The organism is Sphingopyxis sp. 550A, from assembly GCF_053569535.1.
In genome coordinates this window covers 3,004,891-3,020,941 of record NZ_CM131615.1, presented here as the reverse complement: position 1 = coordinate 3,020,941, position 16,051 = coordinate 3,004,891, and the positions used below count along the sequence as shown (strand labels likewise).

Sequence of the window (16,051 nt, the reverse complement as noted above, 5' to 3'; positions counted from 1 at the left end):
GATATGAGCGGGGGGACCGACATGAATGCGACCGAACGCCCGGTCATCGCCGCGACGACGCGGACGGCCAAGCGGCGCGGCCCGCGCCTCAGTCGCGCCGACCGCACACCGCTCGGCCTCTGGTTCTGGGAAATTGACCGGGTGCTGCTGCTGCTCGTCTCGATGCTGATCGCGGTCGGACTGGTCGCGGTCGCGGCGGCGTCGCCGGTCGCGGCGCAAAAGCTGTCGACGACGACCGCCAGCCTCGACCCGCTCTATTATTTCTATCGCCAGCTCATGTGGGTGATCGTCGGCGTGCCCGTCATGCTCGGCGTGTCGATGCTGCCCAAGGCGCAGGCGCGGCGCTTTGCCATCTATGGCACCATCTGTTTTCTTGTCCTGCTGTTCCTTGTGCCGCTGATCGGCACGTCGGTGAACGGCGCGCAGCGCTGGATCGGCAGCGGCGTTTTCCGCCTGCAGCCGTCGGAATTCCTGAAGCCCTTTTTCGCGGTATCGCTGGCGTGGATATTGTCGCTGCGGCTCCACGACCAAAGCCTTCCCGTCGTGCCTTTGTCCTTCGTGTTGACCGGCATCATCGGCATATTGCTGATGGGCCAGCCCGACCTCGGGCAGACGATCATCTTCCTCGGCACCTGGCTGGTGCTGGTGATGGTCGCGGGGCTTTCGATGCGGATCATCGGCATTCTCGCGGCGAGCGGCTTCGCCGGGCTCGTCATCGCTTACTTCACCTATTCGGTCGCCAATCAGCGCATCAACAGCTGGCTGTTCGGTGAGGGCGACAGTTTTCAGGAAGATCGCGCGCACGCGACGATCACCGCGGGCGGGTTGATCGGCACCGGCCCCGGCGCGGGGCTCGCCAAATTCAAGCTGCCCGAGGCGCACACCGACTATATCTTTTCGGTCATCGGCGAGGAATTCGGGATCATCGCCTGTATCGCGATCGCGATCCTGTTCCTCGCGATCATCGTCCGCGTCCTCGTCCGCCTGCTCGACGAAGAGGATAGTTTCCAGATCCTCGCGGTCGCGGGGCTGATCGCGCAGTTCGGCGGGCAGGCGACGATCAACATGGCGGTGAACACCCAGCTCTTTCCGTCGAAGGGCATGACCTTGCCCTTCATCAGCTATGGCGGCTCATCGTTCATTGCGCTGTCGATCGGTATGGGTTTGCTCTTGTCGCTGACCCGGCGAAACCCCTATGCCGCGCGGGTGTCGATGACCCGCAACTGGAACAAGCGATGACAGCAACGCGCCACTTTCTGCTCGCCGCCGGGGGGACCGGCGGCCATATGCTGCCCGCCTATGCCCTGGCGGGCGAATTGATTGCGCGCGGGCACCGCGTCGCGCTGGTCAGCGACGACCGCGGCCTGAAAATTCCGGGCGCGCCCGCCGAGCTCGAAACGCATGTGCTGCCCGCCGGCCGCGTCCATGGCGGCCCCGTCGGCTGGGTGAAGGCCGCGCTCGCGATCCGCAAGGGCCGCAGGCAGGCGATCGACCTGATCCGCACTTTCGACCCCGCGGTCGTCGTCGGCTTCGGCGGCTATCCCTCGCTGCCCAGCCTGCTCGCGGCGGGATCGACGAAGCGGCCGCGGGTGATCCACGAACAGAATGCCGTACTCGGCCGCGTCAACCGGATGATGGCGCCGCGCGTCGATGCGGTCGCGGTTGCCTATCGCAACATCCAGCGCTTCCCGGCCGGGCACGAGATGAAACTCCACATCACCGGCAATCCGGTGCGCGACGAGATTATCGCAATCCGCGAGGACGGCTTCCCGCCGCTGCCCGAGGACGGCATCTTCCGCCTGCTCGTGGTCGGCGGCAGTCTCGGTGCCACGGTGCTGAGCGACGTCGTGCCCGCCGCGATCGCGATGCTGCCGCGCGCTTTGCTCGACCGCTTGCAGGTCGTGCAGCAGGCGCGCGAGGACGATATCGCGGCGGTGCGCGCCAAATATGCCGAACTCGGCGTCGCCGCCGAATGCGCGCCCTACATCGCCGATTTCCCCGAGCGGCTGCGCTGGGCGCATCTGGTGATCGCGCGCGCGGGCGCCTCGACCGTCGCCGAACTCGCCTGCGCCGGGCGGCCCGCGATCTTCGTGCCCTATCCGCACGCGATGGATAATCACCAGACCTATAATGTCGTCGATCTGGTTCAGGCGGGCGGCGCGATTTCCTTCCAGCAGCCCGATTTCACCGCCGCCGAGGTCGCGAAGCATATCCAGCGCATGGCGCTCGAGCCCGGCGCGCTCGAAGAAGCGGCCGAGCGCGCCGCGAGCTGCGGGCTCCCGCAAGCGACGCGCGATCTTGCCGATCTGGTCGAGTCCTTCGCCGCGCCGCCGATGATGGACGTGATCCGCGTCGGCGCCCCGACGCGCGCCGCGGTCGCGGGTAGCATCGCCGCCACCCGCGCGGGAGACGCCTGATGCGCGGCGTCGCGACCGATATCGGCATCATCCACTTCATCGGCATCGGCGGCATCGGCATGTCGGGGATCGCCGAGGTGATGCACAATCTCGGCTATCAGGTGCAGGGCAGCGACATCGCCGACAGCTATGTCGTCGAAGGCCTCAGGAAACGCGGGATCAAGGTTGCGATCGGCCACGAAGCCGCGAACGTCGAAGGCGTCGCGGTCGTCGTCACCTCGACCGCGGTCCAGCGCGGCAATCCCGAGGTCGAGGCGGCGCTCGCGCACCGCATTCCCATCGTCCGCCGCGCCGAGATGCTCGCCGAACTGATGCGCCTCAAATCGACCGTCGCGGTCGCCGGGACGCACGGCAAGACGACGACGACCAGCCTCGTCGCGGCGCTGCTCGACGCGGGCGGGGTCGATCCGACGGTGATCAACGGCGGCATCATCAACAATTACGGCTCGAACGCGCGGCTCGGCGCGTCGGACTGGATGGTGGTCGAGGCCGACGAGAGCGATGGCAGCTTCCTGCGCCTCGACGGCACGATCGCGGTGGTCACCAATATCGATCCCGAGCATCTCGACCATTATGGCAGCTTCGACGCGATCAAGGGCGCCTTCGTCGAATTCATCGAGAATGTGCCTTTCTACGGCGCCGCAATGCTCTGCCTCGACCATCCTGAGGTGCAGGCGATTATCCCGCGCATCCGCGACCGGCGCATCGTCACTTACGGCTTTTCCGCGCAGGCCGACGTGCGCGGCACCAATGTGACGCCGGGGCCCGACGGCAACCGCTTCGACGTCGTCGTGCGCGACCGCGACGGCAACAGCCGGACGATCGAGGGCATCCACCTGCCGATGTCGGGGCGCCACAATGTCCAGAACGCGCTCGCGGCGATCGCGGTGGCGCTGCACATGGGCGTGCCGGATACCAAGATCGTATCGGGTTTCGAGGGCTTTGCGGGCGTCAAGCGCCGCTTCACCAAGGTCGGCGAAATTGCCGCCGAGGGCGGCGTCGTGACGGTGATCGACGATTATGCCCATCACCCGGTCGAAATCCGCGCCGTTCTGTCGGCGGCGCGCGAGGGTGCCGGGGCGGGGCGCGTCGTCGCGGTGGTCCAGCCGCATCGATTTACCCGTCTGCGCGATCATATGGACGACTTCCAGCAGGCGTTCAACGACGCCGACATGGTGCTCGCGTTGCCCGTCTATGCGGCGGGCGAAAGTGCGATCGACGGCGTGTCGTCGGACGCGCTGGTCGCGGGGTTGAAGGATCGCGGGCATCGTCACGCATCGACCGTTGCCGATGCCGATGCACTGGCCGCGGCGATTGGCGAAACGATCGGGGCGGGCCAGATCGGCGCGGGGGACAAGATCATCTGCCTCGGCGCCGGCGACATCACGAAGATCGCGGCCGGGCTGGCGGCGGCGGTGGAGGGCGCGAAGTGACCTCCGATCCCAAAACCATTCGTCCTGAGCTTGTCGAAGGACCGCCCTTTTCTTTTGCGTCGGAAGAAAGGAAGAGCGGCCCTTCGACAAGCTCAGGGCAAACGGCATTTGAAAATGTGCGCGGCAAGCTCACGCCCGGTGCCCCGCTGGCGCCGCTGGTCTGGTTCAAGTCGGGCGGCCCCGCGGACTGGCTGTTCGAGCCGAAGGATGCCGACGATCTCGCGGATTTCCTCCGCGATCTCGACCCGGCGATTCCGGTGATGGCGCTCGGCCTCGGCTCGAACCTCATCGTTCGCGACGGCGGCTTTCCGGGTGTCGTCGTCCGGCTCGGCAAGGCCTTCGCCAAGGTCGAGGCGCTCGACGCGACGACGCTGCGCTGCGGCGGCGGCGCGTCGGGCATCCTCGTGTCCTCGACCGCGCGCGACACCGGGGTGGCGGGGCTGGAATTCCTGCGCTCGATCCCCGGCACGGTCGGCGGCTTCGTCCGTATGAACGGCGGCGCCTATGGCAGCGAGGTCAAGGACATATTGGTCGAGGCTGAGGTCGTTTTGCGTTCGGGCGAGCGCCGGACGCTGCCGCTTGCCGACCTCGGCTACACCTATCGTCACAGCGAATTGCCCGAAGGCGCGGTGGTGATCGGCGCGACCTTCCGCGGGCGCCCCGGCGCGAGCGACGCCATTCAGGCCGAAATGGACCGCATTGCGGCGAGCCGCGAAGCCTCGCAGCCTTTGCGATCCAAGACCGGCGGTTCGACCTTCAAGAACCCCGAGGGCCACAAGGCGTGGCAGCTCGTCGACGAGGCGGGGTGCCGCGGTTTCGCCGTCGGCGGAGCGCAGGTCAGCGAGAAGCATACCAATTTCCTGATCAACACCGACGATGCCACGAGCGCCGACATCGAAGCGCTCGGCGAGGAAGTCCGCCGCCGGGTGAAGGCGAAGAGCGGCATCGAACTGCAATGGGAAATTCAGCGCGTGGGAATCGAGAAATGAGCCGGGGTCCGTGGCATGTCGCCGTCCTGATGGGCGGCTGGTCCGCCGAACGCGAAGTGTCGCTGATGAGCGGCCGGGATATCGCCGACGCGCTCGAGAGCCGCGGCCACAGGGTCACCCGCATCGACATGGACCGCGACGTCGCGCTGCGGCTCGCCGAGGCGAAGCCCGACATCGTGTTCAACGCGCTCCATGGCGTTCCCGGCGAGGATGGGACGGTGCAGGGGATGCTCGACCTGATGGGCCTCAAATATACCCACAGCGGGCTCGTCACCTCGGTGATCGCGATCGACAAGGAATTGACGAAGCAGGCGCTGGTGCCGCATGGTGTGCCGATGCCGACGGGGACGATGGTCGACAGCGAAAGCCTGTTTTCAGTCGACCCGTTGCCGCGCCCCTATGTGCTGAAACCCGTCAACGAAGGTTCGTCGGTCGGGGTCGCGATCGTCAAGGACGACAGCAATTACGGCAACCCGATCGCGCGCGAAGCCGTCGGCCCGTGGCAGGAATTCGACCGCCTGCTCGCCGAGCCGTTCATCAAGGGGCGCGAGCTGACCGTCGCGGTGCTCGGAGGCACCGCGCTCGGCGTCACCGAACTGCGCGTCAAATCGGGCTTCTACGACTATGATGCCAAATATACCGAGGGACTGACCCAGCATGTCTGTCCCGCCGAAATCCCCGCCGACATCGCGCAGCGGATGAAGGACCTAGCGGTCCAGGCGCACCGGCTGCTCGGCTGCAAGGGGACGTCGCGCTCAGATTTCCGCTGGGACGACGAGCATGGCCTTGCCGGCATCTATCTGCTGGAGGTCAACACCCAGCCCGGCATGACGCCGCTCAGCCTCGTGCCCGAACAGGCGCGCGCGATCGGCATCGATTATGCCGAACTCGTCGAGCGCATCGTGGAGGAAGCCCTATGAGCAGCACGCGGATCAAGCGTGGCAAGGCGCCCCCGCGCCGCCCCGCGCGCGCGCCGAAGAAAAGGCGGAAAATCCAGAAGTCGCGCCTCAACGCGGTGATCAACGCGCTGCCGGTCAGCCCCGCGACGCTGCAGCGCGCCGCCAACTGGACGATCGGCATCGGCCTCGCCGCCGCGGTTGCGCTCGCCGCGCACGCGACCGGCGTTACCGCGAAAATCCACGAGGAATATGCGCAGGCGGTCGGCCGCGCGGGCTTTCAGGTCAAGAAGGTCGAGGTCGTCGGCGCCGACCGCATCGATCGGCTCAAGGTCTATGACATCGCGCTCGCGCAGAAGGACCGCTCGATGGCGGCGGTCGATCTCGACGATGTGCGCCACGACCTGATGCGCTATGGCTGGATCAAGGATGCGCGCGTCTCGCGCCGCCTACCCGACACGCTCGTCGTCGATATCGTCGAGCGCACCCCGGCGGCGATCTGGCAGCATAATAATCGCCTGTCGCTGATCGACGCGAAGGGCGTCGTGCTCGAACCCGTCAGCGTCGCGACGATGCCCGACTTGCCGCTCGTCATCGGCCCGCACGCGAACCGCCGTGCGCAGGATCTCGACCGGCTGCTGGCCGAGGCAAGCTCCCTGAAGGAATTGCTCGCGGGCGCGACCTGGGTCGGCAACCGCCGCTGGGATTTGCGTTTCCGCAGCGGCGAGACGCTGTCGCTTCCCGAGGGCGAGGTCGAGGCGAAGGCGGCGCTCGCCAAATTCGCGCATATGGACGGCGCCAACCGGCTGCTCGGCCGCGGCATCTTGCGCTTCGACATGCGCGATCCCACGCGTTTCGTGCTGCGCCTGCCGCACGAGGGGCAGGTGGCGCCCGCGAAGCTCGACGATGCGCATGATGCGGCCGATGCCGTTGCCGCCGCCGCTTCGGCGGAGAAGGGATAAGCCATGGCGCCGCCCCGCATCGAAAAGATCATCACCGCGCTCGATGTCGGGTCGTGGAAGGTCTGCGCGCTGATCGCGGGGCAGACTGCCGACGGCCAGCTCCATGTCCTCGGCACCGGCCAGCGCGAGAGCCGCGGCGTCCAGCGCGGCTATGTCGCCGACATGGAGCAGACCGAACATATCGTGCGCGAGGCGATCGAGCAGGCCGAGCGGATCGCGGGGCTCAACATCGATGACGTCTGGGTCAGCTTTTCGGCGGGCAGCCTCTTGAGCGACGTCGCGCCGATCGAGAGCGAGCTCGGCGGTCACCGCATCGAGCAGGAGGATATCGACGACCTGCTCGCCGCGGGCCGCGCCGGGATCGATCCCGAGGGGCGGATGATCCTCCATGCGCAGCCCGCGCTCTATACCCTCGACGGGCTGACCGGGGTCAAGAACCCGATCGGGCTCCACGCCGACCGGCTCGGCGTCGACATCCACATCATCATGGCCGACGGCGCGCCGGTGCGGAATCTGGAGGCGGCGGTGCGGCAGGCGCATCTCGACGTCAACGCCGTGGTCGCCTCGCCGATCGCCGCCGGGCTCGCCTGCCTGTCGGACGAGGAGCGCGACCTCGGCGTTGCGCTGGTCGAGCTTGGCGCCGCGGTCACCACCGTCTCGCTCTATGCCGGCGGAATGCTCGTCGAGATGGCGTCGCTGCCCTTCGGCGCGAGCGACATCACCGACGACATCGCCTCGGCCTTCGGCATCCGGCGCAGCCAGGCGCAGCGCCTGCAGAGCTTCTATGGCTCGGCCTCTGCCTCTCCGCGCGACAATAATGAGATCATCGAGCTCGATCCAGGCGCCCCCGCGGGCAGCGATTCGCCGCGTATCACGCGGGCGCAGCTCGTCGCGGTGATCCGCCAGCGCCTCGACGCGATGATGGGCGACATCGGCCGGACGCTGAAAGACCTGCATTTCGTCGGGCCGGTCGGGCGCCAGGTCGTGCTGGTCGGCGGTGGCGCCGACCTGAAAGGGCTCGCCGACTACACGCAAAGCGCGCTCGGCCGCGCTGCGCGCGTCGGGCGACCGCGCGGGCTGCACGGCCTGCCCGATGCTCATGGCGGTCCGGCTTTCGCGACGCTCGCGGGTCTGGTTCTCTATGCCGCGTCGGACCCGGTGGACCTTCGCGATCTTCCGATGATGGCGCAGGATGTCTATCGGCCGAAGAACCCGGGCATCATCAATCGATTGATGGCCGCTCTCAAAAGCAGTTTTTGAGGGACGGACGTGGGAAAGGTTAATTTTTTGGGTGATTCCCACGTCACAATAGTGCAATGCGGTCACAGAATTCCGGACGGTGGGACTGACGTCCGGATGGGTCGCAAGGTGAGGGACGCGGCGCAGGTCCGCCGCACAGGGAGATGAGTGGATGAGCATCAATATTGGCCCGCCGCAGGTCGATGAACTGAAGCCGCGCATCGCGGTGATCGGGGTCGGCGGCGCCGGGGGCAATGCCATCGCCAACATGATCGCCGCCCGCGTCGAGGGCGTCGATTTCATCGTCGCGAATACCGACGCGCAGGCGCTGAACGCCTCGCCGGCCGAACGGCGCATCCAGCTGGGGACGCAGATCACCCAGGGGCTGGGCGCGGGTTCGCGGCCCGAGGTCGGGCGCGCGGCGGCCGAGGAAAGCATCGCGCAGGTCGAGGAAGCGCTGAACGGCGCGCATATGTGCTTCGTCGCGGCGGGCATGGGCGGCGGCACCGGCACCGGCGCGGCGCCGGTGATCGCCAAGGCGGCGCGCGACCGCGGCATCCTGACCGTCGGCGTGGTGACCAAGCCCTTCACCTTCGAGGGGCAGCGCCGGATGCGGTCGGCGGACTCGGGCATTGCCGAGCTTCAGGACCATGTCGACACGCTGATCGTCATCCCCAATCAGAATCTCTTCCTCGTCGCCAACCCGAACACGACCTTCAAGGAAGCGTTCACCATGGCCGACGAAGTGCTCCAGCAGGGCGTCCGCGGCATCACTGACCTGATGGTCATGCCCGGCCTGATCAACCTCGACTTCGCCGACGTGCGCAGCGTGATGCGCGAAATGGGCAAGGCGATGATGGGCACCGGCGAAGCCGAAGGCGACGGCCGCGCGCTTGAGGCGGCGCAGAAGGCGATCGCCAACCCGCTGCTCGACGGCGTGTCGATGGCGGGCGCGAAGGGCGTCATCATCTCGATCACCGGCGGCGAGGACATGCGCCTGATGGAAGTCGACGAGGCCGCGAACCACATCCGCGAACTGGTCGATCCCGACGCGAACATCATCTGGGGCAGCGCCTTCAACGACAATCTCGACGGCAAGATTCGCGTGTCGGTCGTCGCGACCGGCATCGACAGCACCGGCGACACGTCGGCGCAGGCTGCGCCCGCGACGCGCAGCTTCTCGTTCCAGCCCGCGCGCACCGTCGCACCGGCTCCGGTCGCAGAGGAGCCTGTCGAGGCGGCCGCGCCCGAAACGCCGGTCGAGGCTCCTGTCGAAACCGACAATGACCCGGCCCCCGGCTTCTCGCTCGGCGACGCGCCGCAGGCCGCAGCGCCCGCCGAAGCCGTTGCCGAGGAAGAGCCGATGGAGCTCTCGCAGGTCGCGGCGCGCTACGACGATACCGCTGACGAGTTGGTGCTCAGCGAGCCCGAGGCTCCGACCGGCTATCAGCCTGCCGCCCCGGCTGCCGAAGCAGCCCCGCACGCTGCGCCTGCCGAGGATGCGCCTGCGCGCTCGCTCGGTGGCGGAACGCTGTTCGAGCGCATGTCGCGCCTGTCGCGCGGTTCGACCGCCGACCGCGAAGAGGGCAAGGAGGACGGGGTCGATATCCCGCGCTTCCTCGGACGGCAGAACAACCAGTAACAGGGCAGTAAGCGGCCGTTGCTCCGGGCAAGGCGGGCCTGAAATCGGGATGATCTGACTTGCCCTTGCGGCCATGGAAAGCGATGCGGCGACAGGGTTGGGCCGCCGGACCCGGACGGGCCCGGCGCCTGGCCGCGGTGGCGGGCGCGCTGCTGCTGACGAGCGCGATCGCCACGCCTGCGCTTGCCTTTCAGGCAGCGACGCCCGACGCGGCGACGAAAGCGGCGATGGACAAGCGCACCGCGGCGCGAACGCTGCTGTCGTCGGCGCTCGGGCGGTTGGCGACGAACAGCAATGACGCCGCGGCGCTGCTCGATGCCGGGCGCGCTTCGAACGAGCTCGAGGATTATCGCGCCGCGGTCGGCTTTCTGACCCGCGCCGAGCAGGCGAGCCCGCGCGATGGCGCGGTCAAGGCGGCGCTCGGCTCGGCGATGGTCCACATGGAAAGCCCGACGCGCGCGCTCGACTATTTCGGCGAAGCGCAGCTTCTCGGCGCGCCTGAGCGCCTGTTCCTCGCCGACCGCGGGCTCGCGCGCGACCTTTTGGGACAGCAGGATGCGGCGCAGCGCGACTATCAGCTCGCGCTGTCGATCGCCCCCAATGACGAGGTGACGCGCCGTTATGCGCTCTCGCTCGGGATCAGCGGCGAGCCCGATCGCGCGGTGCAGTTGCTGACCCCGCAGCTTCGCGCGCAGGATCGTGCGGCATGGCGGCTGCGTGCGATGATCCTGGCGATGAACGGCCGCGATGCCGAGGCGACCGAGATCGTCAATGCGACGATGCCGCCGGCGCTCGCGCAGAATATCCTGCCCTATCTGACGCAGATGGACCGGCTCAACCCGGCGCAGCAAGCCGCCGCCGCGCATTTCGGTCGCTTCCCGAGCGGCGAGCTCGGCCCGCGCCGCAAGCCGGTGCAGGTCGCCGCCGCGACGCCGGCTCCGACGCCTCCGCCCGCAGTCACAACCGGCAAAAGGGCGGAACGAAGTAAGCCGCCAGCATCGGCCATGCCGAAACCCGCTTCGAAACCGGCGCCGAAACCCGTGCCGGCCGTTTCGCCGGCGCCGCGCCCGGCAGCATCCGCGGTACCCGTTCCAGCGGCAACTCCGCCCGCGTCGCAGCCTCCCGCCGCGCATAGTCCCGCTCCCTCCGCCGCCGGCAGTCCGGCGCCGGTTCCCGCAAGGACGGAAATGGCTATCGCCACGCCGCCCGCCCCCGTTTCGTCAGCGCCTGCCCCCTCCACGGCTGCGCCCGTTGCCCCGATCGGCACCAATCCCGTGCAGTCGTCGACCCCCGTCGGTCCCGGCTTTTCGATCGCCGACGTCGGACGCCCCGCGCCGGCTCCGGCGGCGGTTCCCATGACGCCGCCGCCTTCGATCGCCCCGGCGGGAAGCGCGGTGACGCCCGAGGCGCCGCTGGCCTCGCTCGCCGCTATCGCCAGCTCGATCGAGATTCCGCCCGAGGAACTGGCGCGGCCCGACAATGCGATCGGTGCCGATACGCTCGCCAAGCTGCGCGAGGACAAGAAGCGCGCCGACGCCGCCGAAGAGGCGAAGCGCGAGAAGGAAGAGGCGGCCGCCAAGGCGAAGGCCGAAGCCGACGCGAAAGCCAAGGCCGAAGCGGCCGAAAAGAAAGCGAATCCCGCGCGCATCTGGGTGCAGATCGCGACCGGCGCCAATGCCAAGGCGCTGGCGTTCGACTATGGCAAGTTCGCGAAGAAGAACCCCGCGCTGTTCAAGGGCAAATCGGCCGCGACGACCGAATGGGGCAAGACGCGGCGCCTGCTCGTCGGGCCGTTCAAGGATCGCGCGGCGGCGCAGGACTGGCTCGGCGACTACAAGAAGGCGGGCGGCGACGGATTCCTGTTCAACAGCGACGCCGGCCAGAGCGTCGACCCGGTCAAATGAGCGTCGCCGCCTGCGCCAGCAATCCGGCGCAGAGCCGCGGCCGCCGCCACGAGGAACCCGGCCGCGTCGTGCGCGGCCCGCGCGACGCCTTTCAGCGCGACCGCGACCGCATCATCCACTCGATCGCCTTTCGCCGCCTGCGCCACAAGACGCAGGTCTTCGTCGCGCCCGACGGCGACCATTACCGCGTCCGCCTGACTCACAGCATCGAGGTCGCGCAGATCGGTCGCGGCATTGCCCGCGCGCTCGGCCTCAACGAGGATCTGACCGAGGCACTGTGCCTCGCGCATGACATCGGCCACCCACCTTTCGGCCATGCCGGCGAGGACGCGCTGAAGGCCGCGATGTTTGATCACGGCGGCTTCGATCATAACGGCCATACGCTGCGGACATTGGCGCGGCTCGAATGTCCCTATCCGCGCTTCGACGGGCTGAACCTCAGTTGGGAGACGCTGGAGGGGCTCGCCAAGCATAACGGCCCGGTGCGTCGTCCCGGCTGGGCGCTGGCCGAGATCGACGGCGAGTTTCCGCTCGACCTTGCGAGCTACGCCAGCCTTGAGGCGCAGATCGCGGCGGTCGCCGACGACATCGCCTATGACAATCACGACATCGACGATGGGCTGCGCGCGGGATTGCTGACGCTCGACCAGTTGATGGGCCAGCCGTTCGTCGCCGCCAATTACCGCGCCGTCGAGGGCCGCTTTCCCGGCGCGCCGCGCGACCGCTTGCTGCGCGAACTGGTGCGCGACCAGATCGGCGTCATGGTCAACGACGTGATCGCCGCGACCGAAGCGAACGTCGCCGCCGCCGGGGTCGCGAGCGTCGGCGAGGTCCGCGCGGCGGGCTGCACGCTCGGCGATTTCTCGGACGAACTCGCGAGGGCGGAGCGCGACCTCAAGCGCTTCATGTATGCGAACCTCTACCACCATCCCTCGCAGATCGAGGCGGCGGCGGGCGCGAAGGAGGTGGTGTCGCGCCTGTTCGGCGCCTATGCGGCCGACCCGCGCCTGATGGGCGAGGATTGGGCGTCGCGCCTGCCCGAAGGCGACAGCGCGACGGTGCGCCATATCGGCGACTATATCGCCGGCATGACCGACCGCTTTGCGATTGACCGCTTTGCGGAGATATTTGGGCGCGGGGCGGTGCCGGAGGCGTTGGCGCACGCCTGATCGACGGTGCGAAAATAACCACAGGCCCACGTTGCCAACCCGACCCGGCGCAGCTTAGGATCGCCCCATGGCGTCACCCGACATCTTGCTGCTTGGCGCAACCGGCCTCGTCGGCGGCATCGTGGCGCGGTCGGTCGCGGCGACGATCCTCGTCCGCCGCGCGCCCGATTATCAAGATTCGCAGCCGGAGATGGACGTTGCGCCCAGCGAGCAATGGCCCGCGATCATCGCCGGCCGGCGACCTGCGACCCTCATCTCCTGTCTCGGCACCACGATCCGGCAGGCGGGGTCGCAGGCAGCCTTTCGGGCGGTCGATCATGATCTGGCCCTCGCTTGCGCGCGGGCCGCGAAGGAGGCGGGCGCGCGGCATATGATCGCGGTCAGCAGCGTCGGGGCGTCGTCGCAAGCCTCCAATTTCTATCTGCGGACCAAGGGCGAGGTCGAGGATGATCTTCGCGCGCTGGCGTTCGACCGGCTCGATTTGCTTCGCCCCGGCCTGCTGACCGGCGAGCGTCAGGGGCCGCCGCGGCTGGGCGAGGGGATTGCGATGGTCGCGGCGCCGCTGACCGATGCGCTGCTCCATGGATCGCTGCGTCGCTATCGCTCGATTCCGGCAGAAAGGGTCGCACAGGCGATCGTCACCCTGACCGGCGAGCGGGCGTCCGGCGTCTATATCCACGAAAACGACGCGATCCGCGCGCTCGCCGATTGACTCCGCAAAAAGGCGACGCCAAGGCTCGGGCGTCTGTCGGGTCTCCTTGCGGAGATTCGGCCGGCCGCGCGGGAGAGCGCGGGGCAGGGCGACCTGCACCGCCACCGAAGGAGCAACCGCCCCGGAAACTCTCAGGTCAACGGACCGCGCAGGCTGGAACGGACACTCTGGAAAGCGTTCCGGCGAAGGTCGTCGGGACCACCGAAGGGGTAACTCTGCGTTCTCGCAGGGGAAACTCTCAGGTTCCCGTGACAGAGGGGGCATGGCGACAGGACGGCATCGGGCCGCGCCTTGCCATGTCAACCGCGGGAGACTGACATGACCGAAACGGACTTTACGGGCGAGGAAGCGGTTCCCACCGCAACGCTGCCGCTCGACGCCTGGCACCGCGCGAAGGGCGGCCGGATGGTCGAATTCGCCGGCTATTGGATGCCGATCCAATATGAAGGCATCATGGCCGAACATCAGTGGACGCGCGAGAATGCGGGTCTGTTCGACGTCAGCCATATGGGGCAGCTCAGTCTTGAAGGCGAAGGCGCCGTGGAAGCGCTTGAAGCGCTCGTCCCCGGCGACATTGCGGCGCTGAGGCCCGGCCGGATGCGCTATTCGCTGCTGCTCGGCGAGGATGGCGGCATACTCGACGATCTGATGATCACCAACGAGGGCGACCAGCTCGGCATCGTCGTCAACGGCGCCGTGAAGTGGGACGATATCGCACATCTGCGCGAGCATCTCCCCGACGATGTCACCCTCAATCACAGGGAAGATCACGGGCTGCTCGCGCTGCAGGGGCCGAAGGCGGCTGAAGCGCTCGCGCGTCTCGTTCCCGAAAGCGCCGGCCTTGTCTTCATGCAGGCTGCGCAGGCGACCTGGAACGGCCATGCGATCGCGCTCAGCCGCTCGGGCTATACCGGCGAGGACGGTTTCGAAATCTCGCTTCCGAACGAAGCGCTCGCGGCTTTTGCCGACGCGCTGTGCGCGATGGATGAGGTGAAACCGATCGGGCTCGGTGCGCGCGACAGCCTGCGGCTCGAAGCGGGACTTCCCCTCTACGGCCACGATCTCAGCGAAGACACCGATCCGATCGAGGGCGACCTTGGTTTTGCGATCGGCAAGCGCCGCCGCGAGGAAGCGAATTTCCCCGGCGCCGCGCGCATTCTCGGCCATCTTGCCGACGGTCCGCCGCGCCAGCGCGTGGGCCTGCTCGTCGATGGCAAGCTGCCGGTGCGTGAAGGCGCGAAGCTGTTCGACGGCAACACAGAGATCGGCGTCGTGACTTCGGGCGGCTTTGCCCCCAGCGTCGGCGCGCCGATCGCCATGGGTTATGTGCCGCGCGATCACGCGGTGCCCGGCACCGCGATCGCCGCCGAAGTTCGCGGCAAGCGCGTGCCTTGCACCGTCGCCGCCATGCCCTTCGTTCCCCATCATTATGTCCGCAAACAGGGAGGCTGACCGATGCCGCGTTATTATACCGAAGAGCATGAATGGGTCGATGTCGACGGCGACATCGCGACGGTCGGCATCACCGACTTCGCGCAGAGCCAGCTCGGCGACATCGTGTTCGTCGAGGTTCCCGACACCGGCGCCGAACTCACCGCGGGCGGTGACGCCGCGGTCGTCGAATCGGTCAAGGCCGCGAGCGACGTCTATGCGCCGGTCGACGGCGTGGTGACCGAAGGCAACGGCCAGCTCGAAGAGGATCCGGCGCTCGTCAACAGCGACCCGGAGGGCGAAGGCTGGTTCTTCCGCATGACGCTGACCGACAAGAGCCAGCTCGACGGTCTGATGAACGCCGAAGCCTACAAGGCCTTCATCGCCGATCTTTGACTTGTCCTCCCCTCCCGCCTGCGGGAGGGGGGAGATGATGTGAGCGCATCCGCCGCCCTCGCCGATTGCCGCCTGATGGTGGCGACGCCCATCTATGACGGGGCGCAGGGTAGCTATGTCCGCGCGGCGCTCGACCTCGCGTTGAAGGCGCAGGCGGCGGGCGTCGCGGTGCGCTTCGAGTTCATTCTTTACCAGCCGTCGATCACGCGCGCGCGCGATCTGCTGGCGGCGATCTTCCGCGCCAGCGATTCCACCCATCTACTGTTCGTCGACGCCGATATCGATTTCGCGGCTGACGACGTCTTTTCGATGCTGGCCGCGATGCGCGAGCGGGACGATTGCGCGATCCTTGCCGCCGCTTGCCCGCGACGAATGGTCAACTGGTCCAACGTCGCACGCGCGGTCGAGCGTGGGATGGCGAAGGACGATCCGGGCGACCTCGCGCGCTTCGGCGGCGAGTTCGCGCTGCATTTCCTGCATCGCGACCAGCGGTTCGCGCTGACCGACCTCGTCGAGTTGACGCGAGCCGGGACGGGGATGATGCTGATCCGCCGCGACGTGCTCGATGGGCTTGGCGCGCGGCACCCCGAGCTTGCCTTCCGCACCGACCCCGGCGAGCGCGCCGCGCACGGCGTCGCGGACAGCGAGCCGAGCTTCTTCCTGCCGATGATCGACCCCGACAGCCGTGAATTGCTGTCCGACGATTATGCCTTTTGCCGCCGCGCGCGCGATGCGGGCTTTCGCATCTGGCTCGCGCCGTGGGTGCGCACGACGCACAGCGGCCCCGCGATCTTCCAGGGGTCGCTTCCCGACCTCGCTCAACTTTTCTCTGTCCATTCCGCCTCTTCCACGGAGTAGTTC

The 16,051-nt window shown here is 67.9% G+C and carries 14 protein-coding genes and 2 riboswitches; all 14 genes read left to right on the top strand.

Annotated features, from left to right (window positions below):
- Positions 1-3: 3 nt before the first annotated feature.
- Entirely contained in the window at positions 4-1,239 is a 1,236-nt protein-coding gene (locus ACVENA_RS14505; RefSeq protein ID WP_449325931.1) for an FtsW/RodA/SpoVE family cell cycle protein, read from the top strand.
- The gene (gene murG / locus ACVENA_RS14500; RefSeq protein ID WP_449325930.1) at positions 1,236-2,417 is read left to right on the top strand and encodes an undecaprenyldiphospho-muramoylpentapeptide beta-N-acetylglucosaminyltransferase; all 1,182 of its coding nucleotides are present in this window, start codon (positions 1,236-1,238) and stop codon (positions 2,415-2,417) included. The genes ACVENA_RS14505 and murG overlap by 4 nt, the downstream gene beginning before the upstream one ends.
- Positions 2,417-3,850, top strand: coding sequence for a UDP-N-acetylmuramate--L-alanine ligase (gene murC, locus ACVENA_RS14495; RefSeq protein WP_449325929.1), 1,434 nt, complete (start codon positions 2,417-2,419; stop codon positions 3,848-3,850). The genes murG and murC overlap by 1 nt, the downstream gene beginning before the upstream one ends.
- A 116-nt stretch (positions 3,851-3,966) precedes the next feature.
- Positions 3,967-4,839 (top strand): UDP-N-acetylmuramate dehydrogenase, encoded by an 873-nt coding sequence (gene murB / locus ACVENA_RS14490; RefSeq protein WP_449325928.1) that lies wholly within the window; start codon positions 3,967-3,969, stop codon positions 4,837-4,839.
- Positions 4,836-5,759, top strand: coding sequence for a D-alanine--D-alanine ligase (locus tag ACVENA_RS14485; RefSeq protein WP_449325927.1), 924 nt, complete (start codon positions 4,836-4,838; stop codon positions 5,757-5,759). The genes murB and ACVENA_RS14485 overlap by 4 nt, the downstream gene beginning before the upstream one ends.
- Entirely contained in the window at positions 5,756-6,697 is a 942-nt protein-coding gene (locus ACVENA_RS14480; RefSeq protein WP_449325926.1) for a cell division protein FtsQ/DivIB, read from the top strand. The genes ACVENA_RS14485 and ACVENA_RS14480 overlap by 4 nt, the downstream gene beginning before the upstream one ends.
- Before the next feature lie 3 nt (positions 6,698-6,700).
- Entirely contained in the window at positions 6,701-7,957 is a 1,257-nt protein-coding gene (ftsA, locus tag ACVENA_RS14475) for a cell division protein FtsA (RefSeq protein ID WP_449325925.1), read from the top strand.
- 151 nt (positions 7,958-8,108) lie between these two features.
- The gene (gene ftsZ / locus ACVENA_RS14470; RefSeq protein WP_257544151.1) at positions 8,109-9,578 is read left to right on the top strand and encodes a cell division protein FtsZ; all 1,470 of its coding nucleotides are present in this window, start codon (positions 8,109-8,111) and stop codon (positions 9,576-9,578) included.
- Between the two features lie 83 nt (positions 9,579-9,661).
- Positions 9,662-11,482 carry an SPOR domain-containing protein gene (locus ACVENA_RS14465; protein WP_449325924.1) on the top strand — a complete coding sequence of 607 codons (1,821 nt, stop codon included), beginning with the start codon at positions 9,662-9,664 and terminating at the stop codon, positions 11,480-11,482.
- A complete protein-coding gene (locus ACVENA_RS14460; RefSeq protein ID WP_449325923.1) occupies positions 11,479-12,651 on the top strand; it encodes a deoxyguanosinetriphosphate triphosphohydrolase in 1,173 nt (390 codons plus the stop codon). The genes ACVENA_RS14465 and ACVENA_RS14460 overlap by 4 nt, the downstream gene beginning before the upstream one ends.
- A gap of 67 nt (positions 12,652-12,718) precedes the next feature.
- On the top strand, positions 12,719-13,363 hold the full coding sequence (locus ACVENA_RS14455; protein WP_449325922.1) for an NAD(P)H-binding protein: 645 nt from the start codon (positions 12,719-12,721) through the stop codon (positions 13,361-13,363).
- Between the two features lie 59 nt (positions 13,364-13,422).
- A riboswitch (glycine riboswitch) is annotated at positions 13,423-13,520 on the top strand.
- Positions 13,521-13,628: riboswitch (glycine riboswitch) on the top strand. It abuts the riboswitch before it with no gap.
- 53 nt (positions 13,629-13,681) lie between these two features.
- Positions 13,682-14,815: a glycine cleavage system aminomethyltransferase GcvT gene (gene gcvT / locus ACVENA_RS14450; protein WP_449325921.1), complete on the top strand. Its 1,134-nt coding sequence runs from the start codon at positions 13,682-13,684 to the stop codon at positions 14,813-14,815.
- 3 nt (positions 14,816-14,818) lie between these two features.
- Positions 14,819-15,190 carry a glycine cleavage system protein GcvH gene (gcvH, locus tag ACVENA_RS14445; protein WP_449325920.1) on the top strand — a complete coding sequence of 124 codons (372 nt, stop codon included), beginning with the start codon at positions 14,819-14,821 and terminating at the stop codon, positions 15,188-15,190.
- A 39-nt stretch (positions 15,191-15,229) separates the two neighbouring features.
- Positions 15,230-16,048, top strand: coding sequence for a glycosyltransferase family 2 protein (locus ACVENA_RS14440; RefSeq protein WP_449325919.1), 819 nt, complete (start codon positions 15,230-15,232; stop codon positions 16,046-16,048).
- The last annotated feature ends 3 nt before the right edge of the window (positions 16,049-16,051 follow it).

Bases quoted from the DNA above. Each gene is read 5' to 3' on its own strand.
- murG (WP_449325930.1), top strand. From the start codon at position 1,236: ATGACAGCAACGCGCCACTTTCTGCTCGCCGCCGGGGGGACCGGCGGC.
- ftsA (WP_449325925.1), top strand. From the start codon at position 6,701: ATGGCGCCGCCCCGCATCGAAAAGATCATCACCGCGCTCGATGTCGGG.
- ACVENA_RS14455 (WP_449325922.1), top strand. From the start codon at position 12,719: ATGGCGTCACCCGACATCTTGCTGCTTGGCGCAACCGGCCTCGTCGGC.
- ACVENA_RS14480 (WP_449325926.1), top strand. From the start codon at position 5,756: ATGAGCAGCACGCGGATCAAGCGTGGCAAGGCGCCCCCGCGCCGCCCC.
- ACVENA_RS14485 (WP_449325927.1), top strand. From the start codon at position 4,836: ATGAGCCGGGGTCCGTGGCATGTCGCCGTCCTGATGGGCGGCTGGTCC.
- gcvH (WP_449325920.1), top strand. From the start codon at position 14,819: ATGCCGCGTTATTATACCGAAGAGCATGAATGGGTCGATGTCGACGGC.
- ACVENA_RS14465 (WP_449325924.1), top strand. From the start codon at position 9,662: ATGCGGCGACAGGGTTGGGCCGCCGGACCCGGACGGGCCCGGCGCCTG.
- ftsZ (WP_257544151.1), top strand. From the start codon at position 8,109: ATGAGCATCAATATTGGCCCGCCGCAGGTCGATGAACTGAAGCCGCGC.
- murC (WP_449325929.1), top strand. From the start codon at position 2,417: ATGCGCGGCGTCGCGACCGATATCGGCATCATCCACTTCATCGGCATC.
- gcvT (WP_449325921.1), top strand. From the start codon at position 13,682: ATGACCGAAACGGACTTTACGGGCGAGGAAGCGGTTCCCACCGCAACG.
- ACVENA_RS14460 (WP_449325923.1), top strand. From the start codon at position 11,479: ATGAGCGTCGCCGCCTGCGCCAGCAATCCGGCGCAGAGCCGCGGCCGC.
- ACVENA_RS14505 (WP_449325931.1), top strand. From the start codon at position 4: ATGAGCGGGGGGACCGACATGAATGCGACCGAACGCCCGGTCATCGCC.